Genomic DNA, 26961 nt, shown 5'->3' with positions numbered 1-26961 from the left:
TTTCAAAAATTGATATCTGAGTGATAATTACAATATCTTAGTTTAACTAGTTTACTATTCTAAACACTCTAATAACAACTCTGTAAAAGAGATATACTCTAACTGACCATAATAAGACAGTCCAATCTGGCAGCTACGATTAAAACTAACTCCTATTTGACAATCTTTTATTTGTGGTTTCAATGAGGCTAAACTACTAGCATTTAATTCAGGTGTCGTAAAACCTTTATCGCCAGCAAAACCACAACAATAAATTTGCTCTGGGATCACTACTTCATCACAACATCTATATAATGCTTGTATATATTTATTGTCAATATTTTGCTTACGCGTAGAACAATCTATATGTAGAGCAATTTTACTAAACTTCTTAGTTAACTTTAGATTATCTAAGTTATCGATAATTAAATTATTTATACTAGTGATACTAAGATTTTGATCTTTAGCGAAATTAGCACAAGAGCTATTATCAGTAACGATATAACTATAACTATTGTAATTGATACTTTGTTGCAGCTGTAATTGCGAATTTTGTTGCTGAATATGGTTTGACTGAGAATGGTACATTTGTCCACAGCATTGACTATTTAAATTAGAGGGGTAATTAACCTCAAAACCAAGCTTTTCTATAATTAACTGACTTGGATATTTAGTATATTTTCTATTTCCAGCAAAGATTCTATTTGGGCATGCTGGCATTAGTAATACTTTTTGTTTTGCAGCAAAATTTGAATTAGCAAAGCTAGAATTCTGAACTTTTGGCATAGTTTCTAAATAAACTGGTATAGACTTGAACTTACTATGCAATGTTTGAGTGATATTGTGTAGATTGCGCTTACCGATAACAGATGCAGTTAAATTTCCTAACCTAACTTTTTGCTTGGCAATATTGATTGTTTTATTGTGATTAACAGACCTATCTTGACGAGTTTTTTTACTAAGGATAAATCTTCCTGTATCAATATCTACCGGACAACGTGTCTTACATAAACTGGTAGTAGCACATGTTTGAATACCATAATAGTTATAATCTTTGAGCCATTTTTGTTTTTGTTCTCCTTCGAGAGTTTCAATTTTACGAGCAACAGTATTACGTTGGCGTGGTGTCAAACTAAGATTTCTCGATGGGCATACTGGCTCGCAATATCCACATTCCATACACTTATCTATTTGATCATCAACACTATTTAGTTCTTTGAGATTTTTGATATGTAAACTTGTATCCTTAGTAAGCTTAACATTTGGATTTAGGATGTTTTGTTTATCAAAGAGGTTTTTAATTTGCCACATGATATCCCAACATTTCTCACCCCACTCAACTATTGCAAATGGCGAGATGTTACGTCCACTACCATGTTCGGCCTTAAGAGAACCATTATATTTTTTTGCTACTAGCCTAGTAATCTCATGCATGAAATTATCATAAACTAAAACTTGTTCATCATCATTAAAATTAGGCGTTAGGACAAAATGAATATTACCAGCTAAGACATGTCCAAAAATAGCCGCGTTTGTGTAGTTATACTTAACAAAAAGTTCTTTGACATCACTAATAAGATTAGGTAAATCTAGAATATTTACAGCGATATCCTCAATTAATACGCTACTACCATTAGGCCTTTGAGCCGCGATAGTTGGAAACACACCATTGCGCGCTTTCCATAGAGTTTGCATTTGCTGTTCATCACTTTTAAAACCAACTTGATAAAGTATATTTGCAGTATCAATACACTGATTTACAGCATTTAAATGTGCTGCTAACTTTTGATGACTATCTTCAGCAAGCTCAACCATTATTGCTGCTATATTAGTATCCTCGAGTTTAATTAAAAAAGGTTGTAGCTCAGCTACCCCAGATACCGATTTTAGTGATAAATAATCAAGTAATTCTACAGATGAAGGCTCAAATGCTTGTAATTTTGTAGTTAGCTTTATCAAATCATCTAAATTGCCATATATAAGATTTAAGGCTTTGTATTTATAGTCTACAACAGTATTTAAGGTAACATTACTAACAAATCCAAGCGTACCTTCTGACCCTATAATTAATCTTTCAATAATTTTGATAGGATCAGCAAAATCTAAAAAAGCATTTAAACTATAACCACTAGTATTTTTTATTGCAAATTTCTTTTTGATAAAATCAACTAACTCTTGATTCTGGATTATTTGTTGGCGAATATTTAAAATTGCATTTATAAAATCTTTATTATTTTTTCTAAAATCGACAACGCTATTATCATCAGAAGTATCAAGGATACTACCATCAGCAAAAATCACCCGCATTGAGTCTAAGGTTGCATAGGAGTTTTTTGCAGTACCACAACACATCCCACTTGAGTTATTAGCAATAATACCGCCTATTTTAGCACTATTAATTGAACCTGGATCAGGGCCAATCTTACGCTTATATATCTTAAGATAATTATTTGCCTGTGCACCAATTATACTTGGCTCAAGCTTTATTTTGTTACCATTATCAATAATTTGATAATCCAACCAGGCATCTGCGGCTAACACTACTAAGACCTGGTCAGTCACTGCCTGACCGGAAAGACTAGTTCCTGCTGTTCGAAAAGTTAGTTTGACATCATAGTGATTAGCTAACTTAATAACCTCTATGACTTCGGCTTCATTTTTGACAATTAGTACAAGCACAGGAACCATTCTATATAAGCTAGCGTCTGTCGAATACGCATATCTTAATAGCTCATTTTCAATAATTTGCGGCTTTGCTAAAAAATTTGCTACTTTATCTTTAAACTGATTTAACATTAGAAAAATACTCTTGATAGTTACTAATCAAAGTATAGCTAAGAATATAACAAAGATTAATCGTTTTGAGAAAATAAAATATATCTTGCTAAAACTTTAATATCATTTTGCTGTTTAAAATTAGATTTATGCAACCACATTTTTATTTTTTTATTTGAGCCTTGTTGGATAGCATATAAAAATATCCAGCCATTTATAACAATATTCTTCCTAATAAGCCAAAAATCAGTTTCACTACCATTAATTACAAATATTAGTGAATTACTCTCTAATTGATTTGGGATGATGATAGCTTCAAGAGAAAACTTATTGTCTGCTATTACGAAAAATATCGAAACTAAAATCAATAAAAAGCCAAAATAACCAATACTACTATTACCAAAGTAACTAGCTATAATAAAACTACTCAAAAAGACTAGACTTGCATAAACAATATTACGATACCTTATTGATGGTTTGATCTCAAGTCGCTGCATAGATAAACTACATTTAGATTAGATCATATCCAAGCGATTTCAAAGCTCGCTCATCATCTGACCAACCGCTTTTAACTTTTACATGTGTTTTAAGATTAACCTGCATACCAACTAATCTTTCAATATCTATACGTGAGTCTGTACCAATCTTTTTGAGTTTGACTCCTTTAGCACCTATGACAATACCTTTTTGACTTTCTCTCTCAACAAGGATACTAGCATAGATGTCGACAATATTTTTTTCTTGGTCAACTTTATAGCTGTCTATCTCTACAGTTATTTGGTATGGTACCTCGCTACCTATAGTACGCATAATCTTCTCACGGATAATTTCAGCCACCATGAACTTAATGCTTCTATCAGTAATTTGGTCTTCCTCATAGAAAAAATATTCAGACTCTGGTAAAAGCTTCTCAATTCTTGATTCTAGTTCATCGATGTTGTGCCCCTGCTTAGCAGATACATAAATCACATCATAAAAACTTAGTTTCTCTTTGATAGACTCGATAAACATCGCTGCTTCTAATGATTTTTTCTTATCAACCTTGTTAACAACTAAAAATATCGGTATTTCTGAGTGTTTTAATTTCTCAACAATATTATCTTCAAGTTCTGTCCATTTACCCATCTCTACTACGAATAAAATCACATCAACATCTTTGACCATTGTTGTTGCTGCTTTATTCATAAATTTATTGATGGCTTTAGGTTCTTTGATATGTATACCAGGAGTATCAACATAGATAAACTGCGTATCGCCAACAGTCTTAATACCCGTGATCTGATGTCTAGTTGTCTGAGGTTTGCGTGATGTAATACTTACTTTATATTTTAGAATATTATTTAACAAAGTAGATTTACCAACATTTGGTCTACCTATAATTGAAATATAGCCACATTTTTCATAAAAAAAATTATAATAATAATAAATAATTATTGATTGTAACAGCTATCTAATTTGGAGTCGAAAATATTTTGTGTATTTGATAAATTTCTAGCTTACATAGTAAGCAATGAAAATATATTAGTTTAAAACGTGCCTATCAATAAATCTAGCTAATCTAGTCATAGCCTCTTCAAGCTCTGGCATTTCATTAGCACAACTAATTCTAGCAAAACCTGATAAACCAAATGCTACACCAGGCATCATAGCGACATACTCTTCTGTAAGTAGCGCATTACATAGCTCAACATCATTATTAAAGTCAGTGTGTTTAAGTAGTTTTCTAAGGTCGGGAAAAAGATAAAAAGTACCATCAGCGCTCTTGACATCAATATACGGCATAGCTTCTAAGCACTTAGTGACAAACTGCTCTTTTTGTTTGTAAGACTCTACAAAATAGTCTAAATCTTTTGCTGGCATATTCATAGCAGTAATTGCAGCATATTGTGATATCGAGCAAGCACAAGTAGCAGATTGTGACTGAAACTTTTTCAGCGCATCATTTAAAAGCTTTGGTGCTATTGTAAAACCAACACGCCAACCAGTCATTGCAAAGTTTTTTGACACACCACTAGCGATCACATATCTATCAGCTAAGTCAGGTGCTACTTCAGTTATCAATGTAACTCTGTCCTTAAAGTAAAGTTGGTCATAAATATCATCACCAATAATCCAAATATTTGGATATTTTCTAAGTAAATTTGCTAAATCTTCGATACATTTTTTTGAATAGATTAAACCTGTAGGATTATTAGGTGAGTTAATAATCACAGCTTTGGTTTTTGCTGTAATATGTCTTTCTAAATCTGTAACATCTATCTCAAAGTTATTCTCAAATTTAGTTTCTACAACTACTGGTTTTGCTCCTGTAAGGGCGATCATATCCGGATATGATACCCAATATGGTGCAAAGAAAATTGCTTCATCTCCTGCTTCTAAAATACAGTTAAAAATATTATGCAAGCTATGCTTAGCCCCTGAGGTAACGCAGACTTGATCTGCAGCAAACTCAATACCATACTCACGCTTGTAACGAGCCACTATAGCCTCACGTAGTTCCTTAAGACCATCAACATTTGTATACTTGGTAATATTTTTATTTATCGCTTCGATACCTGCGGCTTTAATAATATCCGGCGTACTAAAACCAGGTTCTCCGATAGCAAGAGAGATTACGTCATTTCCTTGATCTTTGATTTGCTTTGCTAATGCTGCCATAGCATTAGTTGGTGAAGTCGAAACATTTTGAATCTTTTTGTTAAGCGATGCCATTTTTGTTCCTTATAACTTTTCTACTTTAAATTCATTTTGCCTAATTTCAATACAAGTATAATTATTCACATAAGTATATGAATCAGATTCTACTAACGGTTCTGATAATACCACAAAACCACTTTTTAATTTATTTTTCTTTTTTAAGCCAAGAGTTTCTATAATATCTTTATAACTGATATAGTATAGCGATGGCTCATTACCAATGGTAGATATTTTTAACGAATAAGAAGTTTCACCATTTGAGTAGGCAATACTTGCTTTGATACTTTCTTTGAGGCCATTTTTTGCCTGAATTTTAGTAATCTGCTCGATAGATTTTACTATTGCTGCTTTTGGATTATTTTCTAGATCATTTGACACTGCTAATAAAAACATTGCCTCAGAATCAGTAGAGCCTAATCTAGCTTTAAAGCATTGTGGTTTTATCAATTGTTCAATTTCCTGTCTAATATCACTAAAGTCACCAATTGAACCATTATGCATGAATAGATGATTTTTGAATGTAAATGGATGGCAGTTTACACTAGCAGTTGGTGCAATAGTACTAGCACGCACATGTGCCATAAAATTTCTACTTTTGATATGTTTTGCTAGTGATATTAGGTTTTGATTATTCCAAGCTGGAAGAGGATCTCTATAAATCCCAGGTTCTTTGTGCAAACTCGTATACCATCCAATACCAAAACCATCGCCATTAACTGGTACTGCACCCTGTGATGAATGAATACTCTGATGTATCAAGGAATTCTCTGGGTCAACAAGCAAATCACTCATTTTGATTTTATCACCGTGATACATAAGCCATCTACACATTAGCTCACTCCTCTTTAGCCTGCCAATGACTAGTACCTCTTAGATATACTGGAAATGTTTCTTGAGTTAAAGTACCATCATATTTTTGTTTTTGATATTGTTTATATACATACTCTACTACATTAGCGACATCTATTTTGAAATCATCATTTTCTAGTTGTAGTTCTGCGATAGATTCACCAACTAGTTGATAACCAGTATATAGATCTTGAGAATACTCCTCTAGTTTATAAACATTCTCTGCGATTATCTGATCTGTATCTTTATCATAAAGCCCAAGGTAAAAATCACCCATTTTTGCATCAAGGATAACAGCTACTTTTTGCGATTCAGTTACAACACTTTTTGCCAATGCAAACATACTAGAAAAGCCAATCACTGGTATATCTAGACCAACTGCAAAACCTTGGCAAACTGCTGCAGCAAGCCTAACACCAACAAAACTACCAGGTCCAACACCATAAGCGATAAAATCTAAATCTTTGATGTCAATTGTCGCCTTAACGAAAACTCCCTGTATCATTTCAAGTAAGTATTTGTTGTGTTGGCGTGGTATCTCACGTGTATCATTATATACTTTACCAGAAGCTGATAATACCACTGAGCAATATTTACTTGATGTATCTAATACTAAAAAATTCATTTTCTAACCAATAACTTGTTTAACTTGATAATTTTTATCGAGAATTACAAACTCAGCATCAAAGCCTACTTTGATTTGACCTTTTTTAAGCCCTAATGACTTAGCCTGATTTGTACTTGTCATTTTCACAGCATCATAGAGACTACAATTTGTAAATTTCAAGAAATTCTCTAGAGCCTTATTCATTGTCAAGACGCTTCCTGCTAGTACACCATTCTCTAATCTTGCTTGACCATCTTTGACTATTACTTTCTGACCACCTAATTCAAAGACACCTTCTCCAGCACTTTGAGCAGACATCGCATCAGTGATTAAAGCAATATTATCACTACCCTTTATAGTATAGGTAAACTTGACCATATCAGGGTGTAAATGTATACCATCGACTATCAATTCTGCTAAAACTTTTTTTGACATTAATAAGGCTGTTGCTGCACCAGGATTACGATGCTCGATAGGACTCATTGCATTAAATAAATGTGTTGCATGTGAACAACCCTGCTCTATCGCCTCTAGAGCTTGAGCCATAGTACAATTAGTGTGACCTATTGAGCTAATTATATTTTTAGAGTTACAAAATTCGATTACTTTATTAGCATTCTTAATCTCTGGGGCAATAGTGATTTTTTTGATTAACCCATCACAAGCATTATGCCAATTTGTCATTTTAGTAACATCTGCTTCTTGGAGGTAATTAGGATTTTGAGCACCAATCTTACCTGGCGATATAAATGGCCCCTCAAGATGAACACCAACAATTTTTGCACTATCCAAGTGAGTTTGAGAATTATAATCTTTGATCGCGTGCATTGCTTTGAGAATTTGCTCATTTGCTGCTGTCATTGTAGTTGCCAGATAGCTAGTAACTCCTTGTGTATATAGTGATTTAGAGATTACAGCTAAAGCATCAACATCACCATCCATTACATCAGCACCTTTTGAACCATGGATATGGATATCGATAAACCCAGGTATCACATAATCATCAGAACTTAGCTCAATGATAGGTAAATTAAAAGTAGCTGCCTTTGCATCATCAAGTATAGCACTGATAATATTATCTTTGACAACAATATCCTTAGCTTCAAAATCATTTTGGGCATAAATTTTGCCACCTTTTAGAATATAGCTTTGCATATATCAGCCCTAATCGGTAAAATCTTGTCCTATATTAACTAAATTTATATTTTTTATCTACAATGTTACATTGGTTTCCTGGGCATATGCATAAAGCCACCAAAGAATTTCGTAAAAAAATGCCTTCGATTGATATTGCTATTGAGATTGTTGATGCACGCATACCAGACTCTAGCAGCAATCATGTTTTAGAACAAATTGTTGGTGACAAACCGATTATAAAAATACTCTCAAAAAATGATCTAGCAGATACTACAATTACCAAACAATGGCTAGATTTCTACAAAGGTAGTGCGATTGCAGTAAACACTCTTGAGGATAAAAATATTGTCAAAAGAATTCTTGATTTAGCACAAAAAAAATGTCCACAAAGAGGCACTGTACTAAAACCTATTAGAGCAATTATCTTTGGTCTGCCAAATGTAGGCAAATCTACAATGATAAATAAACTTGCAGGTCGTAAAGTTGCCAAAACAGGCAATGAACCAGCAGTGACGAAACTACAACAACGCATCGATATTAGCAAAACTTTTATGATATTTGATACTCCAGGGATTATGTTTCCTAGCCCTAAAAGTGAAAGTAGCGCTTTTAGAATCGCAGCTATTGGCTCTATCCGTGATACTGCGATGGATTATGAAGGTACAGCTTGTTATCTTCTAAATTTTTTCAGAGAAAAAAATACAAAAAACTTCTTAGCTCGCTACAACTTCATTAGCGAAAAAGATTTGTTAGAGAAACATCCTCAAGAGATACTTAAAGATGTTTCAAATGCAAAAACTAATTCAAATATCAAACAAGCTGCTAAAAATATAGTCCATGATTTCCGTGCTGGGCACTTTGGCAACGTCTCGTTAGAAGATCCTCAAACTGTCGAAGCTGAGAAAGAACAAATACTACTAGAGCAACAACAACTACAACAAAATCTCTAATTGGCTTAAATCTAAACTAAAACTATTATATAATCTAAGTAAATATCTTATTAAAAAATATAGTTGATGTCAGAGCAAGAGAATATCCCTAAACAACCAAAAAAAATTGGTCCTATCGCGCTTACTAAAAAGAATATCATCAAAGCTTTAGTTTCAGTTGGTGTAATTGGTAGTTGTGTTTTTGGTATCAATAGTTACCTAAGCTATAAGCATCAGCTTTTCTTAGAAAGTTATAACACAGCTCTTGCTGATATCCAAAACCAAAATAAGAGTGGCTATAAAAACGCTTTTATAATTCTCAAAGACCTTGTAGAAGATGATCAAGCCACAGCTAAAGATTACTTTTATCTTGGCTATATCTACCAATATGGTTTAGGTACAGAAAAAAATTACTATGATGCCTACAAAAACTATAAGAAAGCAGCTAACGCAGACTATCCAAGCGCTTTTTATCAAATAGCTATCTTGTATAGAGATGGTTTAGGTGTTAATAAAAGTAATAAAAAAGCTATAGAATATTTTAAGAAATCATATGACCTTGGTTACAAAGATTCTGTGACAGCACTTGCTGATCTTGTTAATTCTAATAATCATATAATTTCAGTAGTTGAACCGGAAATTTTATATGATATCTATCTAGGTTACAAAAATGGTAGTATTATCTCTGCTGATGACCCAGTAATGGCAAATAAATATCTTACAACTGCCGCAGCTGAAGGTTATGAACCAGCGATAATCGTTCAAGCACGGAATTTTACCCAAGCTGGTGATAACTATAGAGCACTAATGCTGTGGCAAACATTATTATATAGCTCCGACCCTAAGGTATCAGAACTTGCTAAGAAAGAAATTGTTGATGTCGAAGAACGTGTAAAACAACAGCGCTTAAAAGAGCTTGAAGAGCAAAGACAACAGCAAATAAAAATACAGATACAACAACGCCAGAAGCTAATCGAACAAGCTAAAAAACTTGATCAAATTGAGCAAAAGAAAGAAGTTGGACTATCAACACCAAAACAAAAAATTAACAATCTAAGTGGTTTGATATATATAAACCTTTTTAAAGCCAATAAAGGTCAACTACAGCAATTCTATAAAGATATTCTCGGCGTTGAAGTTGATACAAACTTCTTAAAAACAGGGGGTAATTTAGATAATAGTTATGTTGATGACTTTTTAGTATTAGCTAATCTCAAAAATAATCAATCATCACTAAAATTTGATTTTGCTAATAGCGCTAACAATAATAAATACGAAGGCATTATCTACTACTATTACAATAGTAAAGACAAAATTAGCCAAGATTTATTGGCAACAATAATCAAAAACAATAAACCTAAAGCTTCTTCACTATTACCTAATCTTTACGATAAGCTAGAAATTCCAGTAAAACAACCAGAAGTCACTCAACAAACAGACTCATCAAAACAACAACAAAATCAAAAACAATCAAAAGCTGAAAAAATTCAACTAACCCATGAGGAAAAGATCCATAGAATGCAGGTATTTGCCCAAAAAGGTGATTTTAGGCAGTTCTATAAACTTGAGCAAGCGGCAAAAGATGGCGATGTCTACGCGATGTACTATACTGGTGAATACTACTATAATAACAAAGAATATAAAGAAGCACTTAAGTATTTCAATGAATCTGCTGAGAAAGGCTATGGACAAGCATACTATAAATTAGCTTCACTATACTATAATGAAGAGCAAAATGGCGTACCATACAATAAAGAAAAAGCAATGTATTATTACAAAAAAGCTGCCGAACTAGGTGTCAGAAATGCTCAGCATATATTAATGCTTATTGAATAATACTCTCAATCTCGTTTATCAATCTATCTATCTCAGCGGTATTTTGCTTAATCTCATTGACTAGCTGTGTTGGTGATTTATGCTCGATAGTTTCAACTTTGTTAGGGTTTTTAGCTGATATATCATAGTCTTTGATATCCTTTACCTTAACTATCCAGCTATTTTCTGTAAGTTTACGTGACTGCCAAATTTCAAGAAATTCATCAAAATGCTCAAACTGAATTGGTTTATTTTTGGTTAGTTTGTACGGTGGGTTTACTTCATAATAGAAAATATCTGTAGTGCTACCCTCTCTATCAAAGAAAATTACATTTGTCTTAACGCCACTATATGGCAAAAATACCCCAGCAGGTAATGAAACTATAGTATGGACATTATAGTTTTCTAATAGTTCTTTTTTGACATTCTTAAAAGCGTTATTTGTCTGAAAAAGCACACCCTCTGGCACCACTACCCCACATCTACCACCTAGCTTGAGACTTTTGTAAATATGTTGTAAAAATAGTAACTCAGTAGCATTTGATTTGATTGGAAAGTTAGTCTGAATAGTTGCTTTTTCTTTACCGCCAAATGGTGGATTAGCAAGGATGATATCATAACGATCTTTCTCCTCAAGACTACGAATATCTTTGACAAGAGTATTAGCCTTGTTAATATTTGGCGATGTAATACCATGTAGGATCATATTCATCACACCCATGACATATGATAGAGGTGTTTTTTCTTTGCCAAAAAAAGTCTCTTCATTAAGAAATTTCAACTGTGTAGTTGATAGCTCTTTGCTATACATATGCTCATAAGCATCTATCAAAAAGCCACAAGTCCCAGCCGCTGGATCATATACCGTTTGCCCAGCTTGAGGATTAACTACATCGACGATAGCCTTAACTAACGGTCTTGGAGTATAGAACTCACCACTATTACCACCATCAGAACCCATCTCTTTAAGCAGATTTTCATAAACTTGAGATAGTTGGTATAGATCTTCTTTTTTATTAAAATTTAGCTCATCAATCTCATTGATAACATCGCGTAGAGTATGACCACTGGCAATACGGTTATCAAGAAATTCAAAAATCGCTCCAATTTTATACTTTAAGCTTTTGACATCTTCATCTATAGATTTAAAAGATTTCAGATATGGAAAAAGCTCTTTATTAACAAACTCTAGTAAATCATCACCGCTATCAGCATTGATAACATCAAGCTTACCATCTGCACCTTTTGGAGCTGCCCAAGTATTCCAACGATATTTTTCATCTAAGACAAATATATAATCTTCACCTGTTAGCTCTGCCTCAAGAGATTTTTCATTCTCATAGTCATTCAAGAATTTCAAAAAAAAGAATCCAGCTGACTTGCTCAGTATAGTGCATCGCTCCACTGATTCCATCATCTCGTCTTAGTATATCTGTTATTCTATTTATCTTTGATTGCATTTTTGTTCTCAAATTTTGGGTTTAATTCATCTAATTCCCATTTCAAAGGATTTAGTTGGATATATTTTATAATTTCATTATATGATTTTTCATTTCTAATTATATGTTCATAATAATTTCGTTGCCACAAGCGTTTATTAAATGATTGCCAATTTTTGGTTTTTACACCGTTGATATATGCGTTGGTTGTCAATGATTTAAATGCACCAATGATATCCGATAATGTCGTAGGGGCAATCCCTCGTGGTTGCCCTAATAATGGGTTGGCACAAGGCACAACCCCTACATGATTGTTTGTAGAGGCAGGTTCTATATCTGCCTTTTTTTGAATTGCGTGTTCGCCCTTTTCTAATTTAGGGTCAACACATAGGTTGCCCTCTACAGGAACCTTTGTAGGGGATAATTCTATATCATCCCTTTCATTCGTCCCATATCCATCATTACAAATATGTATCACACAATGAAAATGGTTTGGCATAATCACATATTCACCACATTGTATATTGGCAAATTTATTTTCTAAATCATAGTAGATTTTCTCTACCATTAATCCTGCATCACTTAAATGTATCTGACCATCAATAATATCACCAAACAAATATTCACGATTATTGATACATATTGTGACAAAATATGCACCATTCGAAGAATAATCATAATATTTCAAACGTAAATTTTTACGGTTTTTAAAATATTGTGTTTGGTTGTTTTGGTTGTTTTGGTTTGTCATATATTACATTTTTTTATCGTAAGGGCTAACTTATATGTTGGCCCTATTTTACACTATGGATTATATTTCATAATGGGTTGACACACAGGTCAACCCCTACAATACATCATCGTCATTCTATGACTCAGTTGCTGAGCTTGTCGAAGCATAACCATAGAATCTATTTTTTATATCCATATTATCATTTTGTCTATGGATACTACGATCGGTGCCGTAGTATGACTAATTTTTAATGTTTATAATACCTTCTAAATATTAAATACTCACGCCTGCTAAGAAATTTAATAACTCTTTATCTAAATAACTTAACATTTCGCTTATAGTATCATCAACATCTGCAAACTCTGGCTTATTAGTGATTTTCTCATAGTGAAAAATCCTATTTCTAAAAATTCTTATTTTGTTAAGCTTTTGACCTAAAATATGTCTATTTACTAATTTTTCTTCTTTTTTAGGTAGATTATTAAAAATTTTAACCAAAATAGATATTCTCATTTGTTTATCATAAACTTTTGAAAACAAAGATGTCCAAAAGCCAAAATTAAGCTCTGCTACTAATTTATCTTGAGTAACATGTTCTTTTCTACTTTCTAGTAATGCCTTAGCATTCTCAACTTGCTGAATTTGTTTAATTTTTAGGAAATTATTTTCTATAAGCCAGTTATCTCCAAGCTTGGCGCAAAAAGTACTGTTTATAGCATTTCTGAGTGCCACTTCCAATATTGCTAGTGATGAGTAATATTTTTGTGATTCTAAAATATTTAATTTATAACCATCTAGGCTAGAATACTTCGATATTCTTGGTTTAGTTATAAATTTTAGGATATTTTGTTGATTCACTTGTTAATTGACTTTTTACCACTATGTGGATTAAAATAGTATACGAAATGCCAATATAAGTCTATATGCTAGACATATAGCCTTTGGCTATGAATTCATTCTTTTATTTGTGAATATTTTTTATTCCATACATTTTCACAAATCCATAATTTGTCGTAGGGGCAACCCTTGTGGTTGCCATTGTATATATTATTTTAAATCTATCATAAAACGGGTTGGCACAAGGCACAACCCCTACAATTAAATATTACAACTCGCCACGAAATGCCTTATCTAAAATACTGGCTTTTAATGCCTTTAAATTCTCTAATTTCTGCTCATTTAATTGCTTAATCTTATCAACCTTGGTGGCAATACTATCCAAATACTCTACGGTTTGTTGTTGGATTGGTAGTGGTGGGAGAGGAATTTTTAAATCTCTAACAATAGATAGCTTAACTCTTTGCCTTGTAGATCCCATTGAGTTTTCTGAGAACTGATTTATAGCAATAGCAGAATTTATAGCATACATAATATATTTATTTTTAGACTTCGAACTATCTACTCTTACTCTAATAATATCAGCAACAATTATGCCTCGTTCTAAATTATCAGGTACAATACAACTTTTACCTAAAGGTTCTCCTAGTTTTGTTATAACGATATCAGAAGCTATAAATGAATGTCTTTTCAAAAACTCTGCTTTTTTCTCCGAAACAAATTTAATATCTTTATTTATGAACTCTAATCTCTGGATATTTTGTATTCTGATAATAGGTACTCCTTTTTGAATATATTCAGGTGCCTTAAGATTGGAACCAAATGGTCCATCTACAATATCTTTTTTAGGATTTCCTACACTATCAGATAAAGTTTTATTTCCATACTCCCCCTCCAACTTTTTAAAAGTCTTATCAAGGGTGCTAGCCATTAGAGTATTTGCATTTGTGATATTTTGTTGGTGTAGCTCTATCGCCTTATCAATCTTCTCAAAAAGACTATCTAACTTAGCAACTATTCGCTTTTGCTCTGCTAGTGGTGGGAGAGGGATTGAAAAACTCTTAAAACTAGATTTACTAACCTCTTTAAAGGTCGTTGAGTTTGAAAGAGAAACTATTTCACTTGTGAAATTGCTTAAACAATATGCCAAATAGTAATTATATAAACCATCACTACAAATAAAGTTTGTAAACCCTTGATTTGTAGAAACTTTGATTTCATTTATTGCTATTTTTCCTATAGTAGCTCTACTACTATATAAAACTGTGCCTATTGGTAATAGCCTTGCTGAACTTTTATCTAGCCCTAATTTAGTTATCATATCTTTAGATGATGATACTTTTATTATTTCTCCGATATTTCCTAAATCGGTAGGAGAAAGCCAAACTATACTTCCATTTTCCCAGTACTCTTGTATATTCCTTTTTGGTGTTCCACCACCAACAATAGATGAAATAGAGTCTAACTTCTTCCACTCCCACCCTGCTGGCAGTTTATATAATTCGCTCATTTTTTTGTTTTTCTCTATTTTGTCTATTTTTATATTGGGTTGGCATAAAACCAACCTACAATATTTTTTCACAAATTTATAATTTGTTGTAGGGGCAATCCCTTGTGGTTGCCCTTGTACCCATTATTTTAAATCCATCATAAAATGGGTCGGCACAAGGCACGACCCCTACCATACATTTTCACAATTTTATTATTTATTGTAGGGGCAGATTCCATATCTGCCTTTTTACAACCATTTTTTTGTATATTTTATTCTTCTAATTCACTAGCTAAATAATCAAAATATTCTATGGGATTTTCTTCTATTTCAAACTCAACGGTTTTCTCAATTTTTGCATTTGAATTTTCAGATTTAATAATAACTTTTATTTCTTCTTTTTTAGGTAACTCAATTAAAACTTTTTCTCTGAAAATATGTATATCATCTCCTACATTAATATCTCTTAAATTAACAGATAGAGATTTTTCTTTAAATTCTTTGAATTTGAGATAATTATCTATATTAAGATTCGTAGATTTAAAAATATCTAAGTCTGAAGTATTATTTAGACCAGTCAAATTTGATAAGTTACTTATACTAGGTTTATCTGGTTTTTTTGGTTTTTCTATAAATCTAGGATGACAATATAAGTTTTCTAAAGATTCATTTTTTATATAAGTATTACTTCCTAACTGTATTTTAACATCTATATTTTTATCTGATTTATTACCTATGCTCTCTATATAAAAATCAACGGTATATAAATTAGAAAAATTTTTATCTACAGTCCTATTCCATTCTTCAATGTTACCTATTATGTTATGTTTATAATAGAATAACTCTTCTTTATACTGATAAAGTTTCTGCAAATAAGCTATATCTAATTCTTTACTCTTTTTTTCTGTATAACTTTTTAAAAATTTAGGATTATTAATTATTTTACCAATTGGCACAGTGTTAGCAACATTATGCTCATCTGAAGTTATTTCTAAATTCTTATTTTCATAACACTTAATTTCATCTTCACATTTATTTATTTGCTGATCTAATTTATTTCCATCTTCTTCTGTCAAATATCGCTTTTTTATAAAAATTTTTTGTATTTTAGCAGTAACCTTATAATCAACAGGATTCTTTTTTATTTTATCTAGCTCTTGCTGTACCTCTAACCATACTTGATATGATGCTATAAAAAAACACATTATAAAGATTAGGAAACTAAAATTATTTATATACTGTATAAAGTCACTAACCTTATTATTAGTGGGAAAAAATAAAGTTAGTAATGATAAGAAGAATAAAAATAATGAAACTAATATATACCACTTGTTAAGTAATTTAGTTATATATTTTGGAATAGATTTAATTTCAAACACTACCTATAAATCTCCCTTTGCAACTGCAAATAGCTTTCTTTTAACTGTGCCATACCACCAAAATCATTGGCAAGCTCCGAAACTGTCCCAAGACCACTTAACTCAGCTAATGATGGTAGTCTTTTTTGCTCCAGCTCAACTACTCCATCTTTTTTATACTTATCTAAGACAAAGAGTAGAAACTCCCTCGCCTTGGCATTTTGTAACCTCTGTATAAACTCTGATGACTCTGCAGCAACTGCCCTTTGCTCGCGTGTTAAGATATCTTTACTAAAGACTAGATGATTTAGCACATCATAGATATCACTATCTTTAGCTTTAAAGATTGCTTTGATGTTGTCGATATTTTGCCCAAAGCTTAGCATCTCCTCGAGCTTGTCTAGTAGTGTTTGTCGATATTGTGGATTTGCCCAAGCATCTTTGAGAGCTTGTTCATCATTTTGACAATATTTACCTAATACACCGATTAATTGCTCAAGATATTCTTGTGTTGCAATCGGTCGCCCATCGACTCCGACATAACTAGTTTCTATATCTAGTACTTTAAGCTTACGCCCTTTTATAGTGATATTGATTGGCTCGTACTTTTTAGGCTCATCATCTTTTTCTTTGAGATTCTCTATAGGGTCTTTTTCTTTGATTTCTTTGACATCATCTTTTGGCTTGCCATCAGCTTTGACATCTGTAACCACATCAGCGACACCATCCCATTCTTTATCATAGAATTTATCACTAGCTTTGACAAAATCTAGGATTGTAAAGAAATCTTTACCCTCAAAAGTTCGTGTACCTCTACCGATTATCTGCTTAAACTCAATCATTGATTCTATCGGAGCTGTTAGGACGATATTGCGGACATTTTTAGCATCGACACCAGTAGTTAGCATTTTTGATGATGTTAAAATCACAGGTATATCTTTGTCATTATCTTGAAACTGCTCGAGATAATCACGACCAATTTGCCCCTCATCAGAAGTCACACGCACACAGTAGTCTGGGTTTTTGACTTTTTTAAATCTATCTATGGCTAGCTTTAGCTCTAAAGCATGCGGCTGATTTTTACAAAAGACGATAGTCTTATCCATCTTGTTGATATTATCTAGTATTGTATTTGCAATTAGCTCATGGCGTTGTTGGCTGGTGATAGTCTTCTCCCAATCGCTGATACCATAGACCTTATTTGGCAAATCTCCATCTACACTATCATGAGTGTTTGGTCGATATTCATCAATATTTGTTGTAATGCGTTTGACCTTATACGGAGTCAAGAAACCATCATTAATACCATCTTTGAGCGAGTACTCATAAATTGGCTCACCAAAGTAATCATAAGTATCACCATTAACATCACGCTTAGGTGTAGCTGTCAGCCCTAGATGTACTGCACTTGAGAAATACTCAATAATCTCACGCCAAGAGCTATCATCATTGGCACTACCACGATGACACTCATCAATAATTATCAAATCAAAGAAATCTGTGGGATACTGCTTATAGTAAGCTGTTAGGCTATCATCATCGCTATCTGTAGATAAATACTGACGATTTTTATTCTCAGCTACTGCTTGATATATCGCAAAAAAGACATTGCCACTTAATGGCACTTTACCACCATTTTTCTTGATTAGTTTACCTTGGATTCTTTTGCAATCATTCTCTATAGGATTAAACTCATTTATCGCCTGATCGATAAGAATATTTCTATCAGCTAGATATAGTATTCGTGGCTTTTTATTACCTATATCATTTTTTCTCCATCTGGCTTCTAACAACCTATAGGCTATCTGAAACGCTATATATGTCTTACCAGTACCAGTTGCTAATGTTAGTAAGATTCTATCTTGACCACTACTAATAGCATCTATAGTTTTTTGTACTGCTATCTTTTGATAATATCGCGGAGTCTTTGTACCATCAGAGAAAAACTCTTGCGTAACTACATTCTGTCTAACTTTATTAATATTTGGATATTTACGCTCAAAAAGCTCTCTAGGGGTTGGAAATTTATCTATATCTTGGCTTTGTCCTGTTGGGATATGATATTCAAGGATATTATGCCCATTTGTAGAGTAGACATAGTCAACATTTAGTGTCTTAGCATAGTCTATAGCTTGTTGTAGACCCTGTTTATAATTGACACCCTTTCTTTGCCTCAACTATCGCAAGATTTATACCTTGATAATGTAATAGATAGTCAACAAACTTTTTTTCACCTCTAGCACCACCTGCTTGTTTACGACCATCTGTAAAATAATACTCACATGTAATATTACGTTCATCCCAACCACTATCTTTAAGTTTTGGGGTTATTAGCTTAGCTTTGGTATCTGCTTCAGAATATGACATTTAGGAGATTTTTAATCACATATATCCTAATAATATGACTAATGATAAATTTTTTCTAGAGAAAATTAATAGTTAGAGTGAACGAGATTGGGAGTTGCAATACTTAGATTTACTATCTTTGCAGTAAGATAACAATCCTTGCAGCTAGCTTTGATAGTATAATAATGATTAACTTTAGTATTGGATATCTTAGAGATAAAAAATACATTAAAATCTAAACATATTGTGCTACTAAAATTTTTTGTATACGCCTTCTAAGCTCAAAAATATTTGTTTTAACAGATTTACGCAAATTATAAGTAGTATCTAATTTTTGTTTAGTTGAGTTACTTAGTCTAATACTACTAAGATTTGCTCCACGAGACATCTCTATAGCTGTTAAAACTGAAGAGTCTTCTAAGTTTAATGGTTCTTTTAATATTTTAACAATCTGTCTTGCATAAGCTTTGATATATTGCTCTTTTGTCTGAAAATCATGCTCATGATTTATATACTCATACATCTGATATGCCAAAGTCATTCTCATTTTATCCTCAAGAAAAACATATACTAATTCATGCTCGATGTTATTGATTAATTTATCATCGTTATTAAAAGGTAACCTATGCCATTGTTGTAGTTGGGTATTTAGCCTTTTTAGCAGAGTTTTTATTATAGATACATTTTGATTAAATCTATTTTTAGTTTGTAATACTTGTTTTCTTAGTTCTTTAGTTAGCTTTCTAGCATGAAGTTGCGAAAGAGACATCTCAAGTTTTTTGACATTTTCTAGAATATCATCAGATACATTTATCACTTCTTTTAGACTCAAATTTGGAGCTACGCTAGCAACAGTTAGAAAACACTGCTTATAAGTTCCTAAGAGATGGTTATATTTTTCAATTACTTTGATTCTCAAAGTTTCTATAGACTTAAATAAGTAATCTTTTTTTACATCAGTAAACTTTGATATTGTTCTGAAATAATATATTTTTCTCCCAGAGAGTAATTCGATAAAAAGTCTAATAGCATTATTTGCATCATCTAAGTCAAAAAGGTTATATTGACCACCGCTATTATAAATCTTTGTCAAAAAACCTATCTTTCTATTTGTACCATGCTTTAGACTAGCATATTGCCCAACTAATGCTTTTAAAAACTTATCCTTTAGCTCTTTGGTTATATTTTGATGATTAACTATTTGCTTATAAAACATCCTTAACTTACGTTTATTAACCTGTGTGTCTAATGGAAAACCATTTTCATGATGTAAATATACTATTTCAGCGAATTCAGCTATTTCTTTACTAAAATGCAAGTTAAAAGCATAAAAGATTTCTTTACTAGTTGGGTGTGATTTAGATAAAATTTCATAAGCTATTTTATCATTTCGTGCTTGATCACTAAGATTTGTGATATTGAGTTTTTTTGCCAAATATAAATTTTGATAAGAATCTTCAATTACTGACAAAAACCGTTCTTGCATTTCTTCTTGTTTGCGATGTCTAATTGAGTCAAAAATAATTTTACTAGCAAAACCAACTAAACCAACAAAAAGTACATATAAAGAAAAATATATCACCGTGACGCTAGGGACTACAGAACCATGACTTAGATAATATCCTAATGTAATTGCAATTACTGTAACTGGACCTGCTGCCCATATTATCGAAAGTATAGTTGCTTTGATATCTGTACGATGAATAGATGATATAAGCTCACTTATATATGAATTATTATACGAATTCCTTCTTGTAAATAGGTTTTTAAATTTATTAAGTTTTGCTAACATCCAACCATTTTTTTTGATACTTTCAGTTTAATTTTAACAAAGAGCTGCTACAAGCCCAACCTTAGATAAGTATTTATTTGATATCTATAACTTATATGTATATTATTATAATTTAAAATTAAACAATAAATAATTTTACATGAGCACTAGTTTTTATTTATGCCAAGCTTTTATATTAATCTTTGGCTTAATCTTTGCCATTAGGATTTGCTCTTTTAAAAAAGATGCTTGGTATTTTTACCTGTTGGCAACTATCATAGGCTCTTTTCAATTTATTGATTTTTCACAGTTTAGTCTTAGTAAGTATTTTGATAACTTAGCAATGTATAGCCATGATCTAATTCTCCCTTTAGTTGCAATACTTGTTTATAACAGATTTGGTATCCAACCAAAGAAAATAACTAAGGATAATTTATTAACTGTAAGTATTTTCACTTTAGTAGTAACTATACTAATAATACTATTTAATTATCTAACTCTACCTATATCTCCTTTTGTAGATGTTAGATTGCTCATATCCGTAATCTTTGGAATAGTTGTATATTTAGGTAGTAGCTTATTAATTTTTGGTTATATTTTTGGATTATTAATTAATTCGCTATATTCACTCCAATACATAGTAATGAGTATAATTGTAATATTTCAATATGACACATGCTCATTATATAGGCTTACAAGTATCTTATTTAGCTTTTTATCATTTATAATTTTCCTAGTTGGTTATACTAAGAATAGAAAACTAATTTCAAATTAAAGTTCTTAACTTTTTAGGTACTTTTGCAGCCTATTAGTCTATAATAATCTGTGATTTTATAAAAATAGGTAATACTGAATGATTGAAAATTTAAGAAATATCGCAATTATTGCACACGTTGACCATGGTAAAACTACTTTGGTTGACAAATTATTACAACAATCTGGAACACTCAAAAGTCGTGGCCCTGAAGTTGAAAGAGTCATGGACTCTAATGATATCGAAAAAGAAAGAGGTATCACAATTTTAGCTAAAAATACTGCGCTTAAGTGGAATGACTATAGAATCAATATCGTAGATACTCCGGGGCATGCTGACTTCGGTGGTGAAGTTGAGCGTGTACTTTCAATGGTTGACTCGGTATTGCTACTAGTTGATGCTGTTGATGGACCAATGCCTCAAACTAGATTCGTAACAGAAAAGGCATTTGCAAAAGGTCTAAAACCTATAGTCGTAATCAATAAGATTGATAGAGATGGTGCACGTCCTGACTGGGTTGTTGATCAAGTTTTTGATTTATTTGATAGGCTAGGTGCAACTGATGAACAATTAGATTTCCCTGTTATCTATGCTTCTGCTATCAATGGCTGGGCAACTAATGATATCAATGAGAAAAAAGAAGATATGACAGATCTTTTCAAAGCTATCATAGAAAATGTTGAGCATCCTGCTGTAGATGAAAATGGTCCATTCCAAATGCAAATATCTTCACTAGATTATTCAAACTTCACTGGTACTATTGGTATTGGTCGTATTCAAAGAGGTAAAATCAAAACAAATACTCCTGTAACAATCGTAAATGCAGCAGGTGAAAAAAGAAGTGGACGTGTGCTACAAATATTAGGTTATCTTGGTTTAGAGAGAAACGAAGTACCAGAAGCTAGCGCTGGTGACATAGTTTGTGTAACAGGTATGGAGGGTCTAAAAATTTCTGATACATTATGTAATCCAGAATATGTCGAAGCCCTGCCTGCCCTTTCTGTAGATGAGCCAACTATCAGTATGACATTCCAAGTTAATAACTCACCTTTTGCTGGTAAAGAAGGTAAGTTTGTAACATCGCGTCAGATCAAAGAAAGACTCGAGAAAGAACTAATCCATAATGTTGCTCTAAGAGTTGAGCAACTAGATGATCCTGATAAATTCAAAGTTTCTGGTCGTGGTGAATTACATTTATCAATCTTACTTGAGAATATGCGTCGCGAAGGCTTTGAAATCGCAGTATCGCGCCCACAAGTAATCTTCAAAGATATTGATGGTGAAAGACATGAGCCATATGAACAAGCTATAATCGATATTGATGAAGAGCATCAAGGGACAGTAATGGAGAAAATGGGCTTACGTCAAGGTGAGCTTAAAAATATGGAGCCAGATGGTAAAGGACGTGTCAAGCTTGAATTTATAATACCTTCGCGTGGTTTGATAGGTTTCTATACAGAATTCCTAACTATTACATCAGGTTCAGGTATTTTAAATAAAGTATTTGACCACTATGGACCGATGAAAAAACAAACTCTTGAAACTCGCCAAAATGGTACATTAGTTTCGATGGTATCGGGTAAGGCTTTGGCATTTGCTCTGTTTAATCTACAAGAGCGTGGTAGAATGTTTATTGGTCATGGTACAGATGTATATGAGGGGATGATTATCGGGATTCATAATAGAGATAATGATCTTGTCGTAAACCCTTGTAAAGGTAAACAACTTACTAATATTCGTGCCTCTGGTAAAGATGAAGCTGTAGTTTTAGTCCCACCAATTAAGCTTACTCTTGAGTACGCTTTAGAATTTATCGAAGATGATGAACTTGTTGAAATTACACCAAAATCTATTAGATTAAGAAAAAAACACCTAACAGAATCTGATCGTAAAAAAGCATCTCGTGGTACACTTTAATAGCTTAGATTAATTACTCAAATTACTAAGCTTTTCATAAAAAAACATAATAGCCTATAATTTTTTTTGAATTTACCATTAATTAAAATATTTATGAGCTGTAACCCCCTTAGTTTTAATTAATCTAATAATGTATTATTAAAATCATGATATTTATAACCAAAATTATAGACAATGAGTAAATCAAACGTAGATTTTAGTTCAGTAGCAACATTATATCAAAAAGCTAGACCCAGTGTTCCTGTTGAGATTATAGACTTTCTAAAAGAAAAAATACTCTCTAATCAAAAAGCTTGGGATTGTGGTACTGGTAATGGTCAAACAGCAATCAAATTAGCTGAATTTATCAATGAAATCCATGCTACTGATATTAGTAGTGCTCAACTAGCTAAAGCCTTCAAACATAATAATATTAAATATTTTGAAGCAGATGAAGCTAATAGTATGTTTGCTGACCGATGTGTTGATCTAATAACAGTTTCACAAGCTGCTCATTGGTTTGATATGAGTAAATTTGAAAAAGAGTGTATACGCATACTTAAACCTAATGGAATTGTAGCTATTTGGGCATATCACCATAACATTACTGTCAATGCTGAAGTTGAAATTATTTACCAAGAATTTTATAAAACTATCCGACCATACTTCCCACAAGGTAGAGAACATGTTGATAACTTTTATAAAGATATCAATATTAATTTACCCAATTTAGAAGCCCCAGAATTTAAACAAACTAAAAAAATGAATTTTGATGGTTTTATCGAATATCTCAAATCTTTTTCTGCTTATGCCGAATATCTCAAAAATCACAATAAATGCCCTATAATTGAACTAGGATTTTATGATAAATTCAGAGAATCATGGGGAGACAGTAAAAAAATATATAATGTGGTTTGGCCAATTATATTTAAATGTTATATCAACAAATAAAACCATTAATATTGGCACCACGTTGGGCTAATAAATCAATTATTTCAAGCATTCTTTTTACATAAGCAGAATCTAATTTAGCTTGTTTATCAAATATTTTCAGTTGTTCAATTGGATTTACAGCAACATGAGGTAATCCTACTAATTTTCTATATCCTGCTGATGAAGCTAATTTATCGTCATTAACATCATCAATTGCTTGTAAAAATTTTTGACTTTTTTCCATATCAGTTGAAGCAATAGCTAATGCCAAAGCATTAGAAAAAGAAATAGTCTTGAAATCTTCTACGACCAACTGTGATTCATCTATATCCTCAATAGAACTAACCTCAGATAAATATTTAATATTAAGAGGCTTAATCACTTCATATCTTTTAGCTTCAGTAGAAGTTGATTTATCAAATCTTTGTTCGACATAACTTAAATAGCTGTCTAAGCTTACAGAGTATCCGTTTAGGAATAAACATGGTAACAGAAGAGTAAGTAATGTTATTTTTTCATCGTTTTTATTTCCAAAGTTTTTCTTTATGAATAAACATACCATAATAAAAAAAGTAAATCGTTGTAAAGCCTCGTAAAGTATTGTAAATAATTGTAAGAATAATATTACAGTTTTAAAATAAGCTAATATGTATTAAGTTTCTAGATTAAAAGCTAAAATTTTAAGAAGAATATTATAAGTAACTCGACAAAAACTAATAACTTAAATGATACAATTAGTTGTAAATATAATTTTTAAAATTCGATAAGTATAAAAAATTACTATCTCTATCTAACAAATGAAAAAAATCCATGATCACTAAAACACAAATATCCTTGATATCTATGTTTTATAGAATTTAGTCATAATCAAGATATTATTAAATCAACAGCAGCAGACTTAAAAATTAACAAATTGGTAAAATTTTCTACAATATTGAACAACATAATGAACTGCTAACTTCAGTAACAGCTTTTGGTGTACTTTCATTATCCGACAGACTACTAACTTTATTGACAGCTTTGGGTGCAGTTTTATGAACTGAACTATTAGATTGTTTTTTATCAATAGCTTCGATTATCTTTGAAATGTCTTGATGATCCATTACAGATTCTGCTAACTTAACTTTTTTAAACTTTATTGGGTCAGTAGACAATTGTGCATAATATTCTAATATTAGAGGCTTCAGATTCTTAAGATCTTCTTTATAATACTCATTCAAACGACAACCTGATAAGTCATAAAGTTTAGGATCAGCACCATATAATATAGCTCTAGCCATAAGCTCATACTGTGGCTTTACAAGGGGAGTATTGTTGTAATAATATAAATGTCCATAATAGATCACATAGCCCGACATGTTAAAATTGGCATCACGTTGGGCTAATAAATCAATTATTTCAAGCATCCTTTTTACATAAGCAGAATCTAATTTAGCTTGTTTATCAAATATTTTCAGTTGTTCAATTGGATTTACAGCAACATGAGGTAACCCTACTAATTTTTTATATCCTAATGATGAAGCTAATACATCGCTATTAATATAACCAATTACTTGTAAAAATTTTTGGGTTTTTTGTATATCAGCTGAAGCAATAGCTAATGCCAATGCATTAGAAGTACGACTGACAATACGTACATCTTCTACGACCAACTGTGATTCATCTATATCCTCAATAGAACTAACCTCAGATAAATATTTAATATTAAGAGGCTTAATCACTTCATATCTTTTAGCTTCAGTAGAAGTTGATTTATCAAATTTTTGTTCGACATAACTTAAATAGCTGTCTAAGCTTACAGAGTATCCGTTTAGGAATAAACATGGTAACAGAAGAGTAAGTAATGTTATTTTTTTCATCGTTTTTATTTCCAAAGTTTTCATTATGAATAAACATACTATAATAAAAAAAGTAAATCGTTGTAAAGCCTCGTAAATTATTGTAAATAATTGTAAGAATAATATTACATTATAACCACTTTAAAAAAGAATATGAAAAAAGTTCCTAGATCTAGATTTGAAAAAACTATGTCAGCTAAAAGATCTATCATTGAAACTATTTTTGATTATCTTAAAAATAATCTAACCTTATGGCATACAAGACATAGATCTATTAATAATGCTTTTACTCACCTCATGGCTGCTTTAGCTCAGTTTATTATTAAACCAATTAAAATCAATAATTATAAATATTTAGACATGAAATAATTATCGAACTGAGGTTATATTTACCATAATAAAATGGTAACATTCTCCATTGGCAGCCTGTACGTAATACATAAAAGATTGATTCAATAAACAATCTTAATTTGTCTTCATCATTGGTATGTATACCTTTTTGTGATTTTAAGAATGATAATATACTTGACCAAAATACTTCTTTTATATGATAATTCATTTGCTAAACCGTTGAATTTATTGTCTTACAACTTTTAAATAACAACGGTTTAGCTATTTTCAATCTAATTTAGATTTTTTGTGCACAGAACCTAGTTGTAAATATAATTTTTAAAATTCGATAAGTATAAAAAAATTACTATCTCTATCTAACTATTCTTATATAAATGAAAAAAATCCATGATCACTAAAACACAAATATCCTTGATATCTATGTTTTA

The 26961-nt window shown here is 31.7% G+C and carries 19 protein-coding genes and 4 pseudogenes; 6 read left to right on the top strand and 17 right to left on the bottom strand.

Annotated elements, in window-relative coordinates:
• Positions 1-54: 54 nt before the first annotated feature.
• The 7 genes from FSC454_RS04500 to nagA all read right to left on the bottom strand — a co-directional run bounded on the left by FSC454_RS04500 (position 55) and on the right by nagA (position 8062).
• Positions 55-2775 carry an FAD-binding and (Fe-S)-binding domain-containing protein gene (locus tag FSC454_RS04500; protein WP_066046363.1) on the bottom strand — a complete coding sequence of 907 codons (2721 nt, stop codon included), beginning with the start codon at positions 2773-2775 and terminating at the stop codon, positions 55-57.
• Between the two features lie 56 nt (positions 2776-2831).
• Positions 2832-3251, bottom strand: a complete 420-nt coding sequence (locus FSC454_RS04495) for a hypothetical protein (RefSeq protein ID WP_066046362.1) — start codon at positions 3249-3251, stop codon at positions 2832-2834.
• A 13-nt stretch (positions 3252-3264) separates the two neighbouring features.
• On the bottom strand, positions 3265-4182 hold the full coding sequence (gene era / locus FSC454_RS04490; RefSeq protein WP_071794796.1) for a GTPase Era: 918 nt from the start codon (positions 4180-4182) through the stop codon (positions 3265-3267).
• A gap of 93 nt (positions 4183-4275) precedes the next feature.
• On the bottom strand, positions 4276-5466 hold the full coding sequence (locus FSC454_RS04485; protein ID WP_066046360.1) for a pyridoxal phosphate-dependent aminotransferase: 1191 nt from the start codon (positions 5464-5466) through the stop codon (positions 4276-4278).
• Between the two features lie 9 nt (positions 5467-5475).
• Positions 5476-6282 (bottom strand): class II glutamine amidotransferase, encoded by an 807-nt coding sequence (locus FSC454_RS04480; protein ID WP_066046359.1) that lies wholly within the window; start codon positions 6280-6282, stop codon positions 5476-5478.
• Between the two features lie 4 nt (positions 6283-6286).
• A complete protein-coding gene (gene tsaB / locus FSC454_RS04475; RefSeq protein WP_066046358.1) occupies positions 6287-6925 on the bottom strand; it encodes a tRNA (adenosine(37)-N6)-threonylcarbamoyltransferase complex dimerization subunit type 1 TsaB in 639 nt (212 codons plus the stop codon).
• A gap of 3 nt (positions 6926-6928) precedes the next feature.
• Positions 6929-8062: an N-acetylglucosamine-6-phosphate deacetylase gene (gene nagA / locus FSC454_RS04470; RefSeq protein ID WP_066046357.1), complete on the bottom strand. Its 1134-nt coding sequence runs from the start codon at positions 8060-8062 to the stop codon at positions 6929-6931.
• A gap of 62 nt (positions 8063-8124) precedes the next feature.
• On the opposite strand from nagA, the gene ylqF reads away from it, so the two are divergent.
• Both ylqF and FSC454_RS04460 read left to right on the top strand, forming a co-directional pair.
• Positions 8125-8994 (top strand): ribosome biogenesis GTPase YlqF, encoded by an 870-nt coding sequence (gene ylqF, locus FSC454_RS04465; RefSeq protein ID WP_044247411.1) that lies wholly within the window; start codon positions 8125-8127, stop codon positions 8992-8994.
• Positions 8995-9060: 66 nt separating this feature from the next.
• A complete protein-coding gene (locus FSC454_RS04460) occupies positions 9061-10809 on the top strand; it encodes a tetratricopeptide repeat protein (RefSeq protein WP_066046356.1) in 1749 nt (582 codons plus the stop codon).
• On the opposite strand, the pseudogene FSC454_RS04455 reads toward FSC454_RS04460, so the two are convergent.
• The 7 genes and pseudogenes from FSC454_RS04455 to FSC454_RS04425 form a co-directional block, all read right to left on the bottom strand.
• Positions 10799-12248, bottom strand: a pseudogene (locus FSC454_RS04455) (type I restriction-modification system subunit M). The gene FSC454_RS04460 and the pseudogene FSC454_RS04455 sit on opposite strands and share 11 nt — an antisense overlap.
• Positions 12229-12978, bottom strand: coding sequence for a transposase (locus FSC454_RS04450; RefSeq protein WP_066046354.1), 750 nt, complete (start codon positions 12976-12978; stop codon positions 12229-12231). Before FSC454_RS04450 ends, FSC454_RS04455 begins: the two are co-directional and overlap by 20 nt.
• Before the next feature lie 255 nt (positions 12979-13233).
• A complete protein-coding gene (locus FSC454_RS04445) occupies positions 13234-13818 on the bottom strand; it encodes an Abi family protein (protein ID WP_066046353.1) in 585 nt (194 codons plus the stop codon).
• 247 nt (positions 13819-14065) lie between these two features.
• Entirely contained in the window at positions 14066-15307 is a 1242-nt protein-coding gene (locus FSC454_RS04440) for a restriction endonuclease subunit S (protein ID WP_066046352.1), read from the bottom strand.
• A 251-nt stretch (positions 15308-15558) separates the two neighbouring features.
• Positions 15559-15747: a hypothetical protein gene (locus FSC454_RS04435; RefSeq protein WP_066046376.1), complete on the bottom strand. Its 189-nt coding sequence runs from the start codon at positions 15745-15747 to the stop codon at positions 15559-15561.
• 917 nt (positions 15748-16664) lie between these two features.
• Positions 16665-19011: pseudogene (gene hsdR, locus FSC454_RS04430) on the bottom strand (EcoAI/FtnUII family type I restriction enzme subunit R).
• 214 nt (positions 19012-19225) lie between these two features.
• Positions 19226-20782, bottom strand: a complete 1557-nt coding sequence (locus FSC454_RS04425) for a hypothetical protein (RefSeq protein ID WP_066046226.1) — start codon at positions 20780-20782, stop codon at positions 19226-19228.
• 139 nt (positions 20783-20921) lie between these two features.
• Between FSC454_RS04425 and FSC454_RS04420 the strand changes: the two genes are divergently transcribed.
• From FSC454_RS04420 to FSC454_RS04410, 3 genes are all read left to right on the top strand, one after another.
• Positions 20922-21536, top strand: coding sequence for a hypothetical protein (locus FSC454_RS04420; RefSeq protein ID WP_066046228.1), 615 nt, complete (start codon positions 20922-20924; stop codon positions 21534-21536).
• A 78-nt stretch (positions 21537-21614) separates the two neighbouring features.
• Complete coding sequence (gene typA / locus FSC454_RS04415; protein ID WP_066046230.1) at positions 21615-23432, top strand: translational GTPase TypA; 1818 nt, start codon at positions 21615-21617, stop codon at positions 23430-23432.
• Positions 23433-23606: 174 nt separating this feature from the next.
• Entirely contained in the window at positions 23607-24362 is a 756-nt protein-coding gene (locus FSC454_RS04410) for a class I SAM-dependent methyltransferase (RefSeq protein WP_066046232.1), read from the top strand.
• On the opposite strand, the gene FSC454_RS04405 is transcribed toward FSC454_RS04410, so the two are convergent.
• A complete protein-coding gene (locus FSC454_RS04405) occupies positions 24352-24906 on the bottom strand; it encodes a hypothetical protein (protein ID WP_071794795.1) in 555 nt (184 codons plus the stop codon). The genes FSC454_RS04410 and FSC454_RS04405 overlap by 11 nt on opposite strands.
• A gap of 364 nt (positions 24907-25270) precedes the next feature.
• The gene (locus FSC454_RS04400; protein WP_071794794.1) at positions 25271-26203 is read right to left on the bottom strand and encodes a hypothetical protein; all 933 of its coding nucleotides are present in this window, start codon (positions 26201-26203) and stop codon (positions 25271-25273) included.
• 108 nt (positions 26204-26311) lie between these two features.
• On the opposite strand from FSC454_RS04400, the pseudogene FSC454_RS04395 reads away from it, so the two are divergent.
• Positions 26312-26551: pseudogene (locus FSC454_RS04395) on the top strand (transposase); the annotation flags it as partial.
• A gap of 16 nt (positions 26552-26567) precedes the next feature.
• Here FSC454_RS04395 and FSC454_RS04390 read toward each other — a convergent pair.
• A pseudogene (locus FSC454_RS04390) lies at positions 26568-26741 on the bottom strand (transposase); the annotation flags it as partial.
• Positions 26742-26961: the final 220 nt, after the last annotated feature.

Source organism: Francisella hispaniensis FSC454, from assembly GCF_001885235.1.
GTDB lineage: Bacteria > Pseudomonadota > Gammaproteobacteria > Francisellales > Francisellaceae > Francisella > Francisella hispaniensis.
Note: the sequence above shows the minus strand (reverse complement) of the source record. Positions and strands in the feature narration are given on the sequence as shown.

Coding starts and splice junctions, on each gene's coding strand:
- FSC454_RS04500 (WP_066046363.1), bottom strand. CDS start 2,775: ATGTTAAATCAGTTTAAAGATAAAGTAGCAAATTTTTTAGCAAAGCCG.
- FSC454_RS04495 (WP_066046362.1), bottom strand. CDS start 3,251: ATGCAGCGACTTGAGATCAAACCATCAATAAGGTATCGTAATATTGTT.
- FSC454_RS04485 (WP_066046360.1), bottom strand. CDS start 5,466: ATGGCATCGCTTAACAAAAAGATTCAAAATGTTTCGACTTCACCAACT.
- FSC454_RS04480 (WP_066046359.1), bottom strand. CDS start 6,282: ATGTGTAGATGGCTTATGTATCACGGTGATAAAATCAAAATGAGTGAT.
- tsaB (WP_066046358.1), bottom strand. CDS start 6,925: ATGAATTTTTTAGTATTAGATACATCAAGTAAATATTGCTCAGTGGTA.
- nagA (WP_066046357.1), bottom strand. CDS start 8,062: ATGCAAAGCTATATTCTAAAAGGTGGCAAAATTTATGCCCAAAATGAT.
- ylqF (WP_044247411.1), top strand. CDS start 8,125: ATGTTACATTGGTTTCCTGGGCATATGCATAAAGCCACCAAAGAATTT.
- FSC454_RS04460 (WP_066046356.1), top strand. CDS start 9,061: ATGTCAGAGCAAGAGAATATCCCTAAACAACCAAAAAAAATTGGTCCT.
- FSC454_RS04450 (WP_066046354.1), bottom strand. CDS start 12,978: ATGACAAACCAAAACAACCAAAACAACCAAACACAATATTTTAAAAAC.
- FSC454_RS04440 (WP_066046352.1), bottom strand. CDS start 15,307: ATGAGCGAATTATATAAACTGCCAGCAGGGTGGGAGTGGAAGAAGTTA.
- FSC454_RS04425 (WP_066046226.1), bottom strand. CDS start 20,782: ATGTTAGCAAAACTTAATAAATTTAAAAACCTATTTACAAGAAGGAAT.
- FSC454_RS04420 (WP_066046228.1), top strand. CDS start 20,922: ATGAGCACTAGTTTTTATTTATGCCAAGCTTTTATATTAATCTTTGGC.
- typA (WP_066046230.1), top strand. CDS start 21,615: ATGATTGAAAATTTAAGAAATATCGCAATTATTGCACACGTTGACCAT.
- FSC454_RS04410 (WP_066046232.1), top strand. CDS start 23,607: ATGAGTAAATCAAACGTAGATTTTAGTTCAGTAGCAACATTATATCAA.
- FSC454_RS04405 (WP_071794795.1), bottom strand. CDS start 24,906: ATGGTATGTTTATTCATAAAGAAAAACTTTGGAAATAAAAACGATGAA.
- FSC454_RS04400 (WP_071794794.1), bottom strand. CDS start 26,203: ATGAAAAAAATAACATTACTTACTCTTCTGTTACCATGTTTATTCCTA.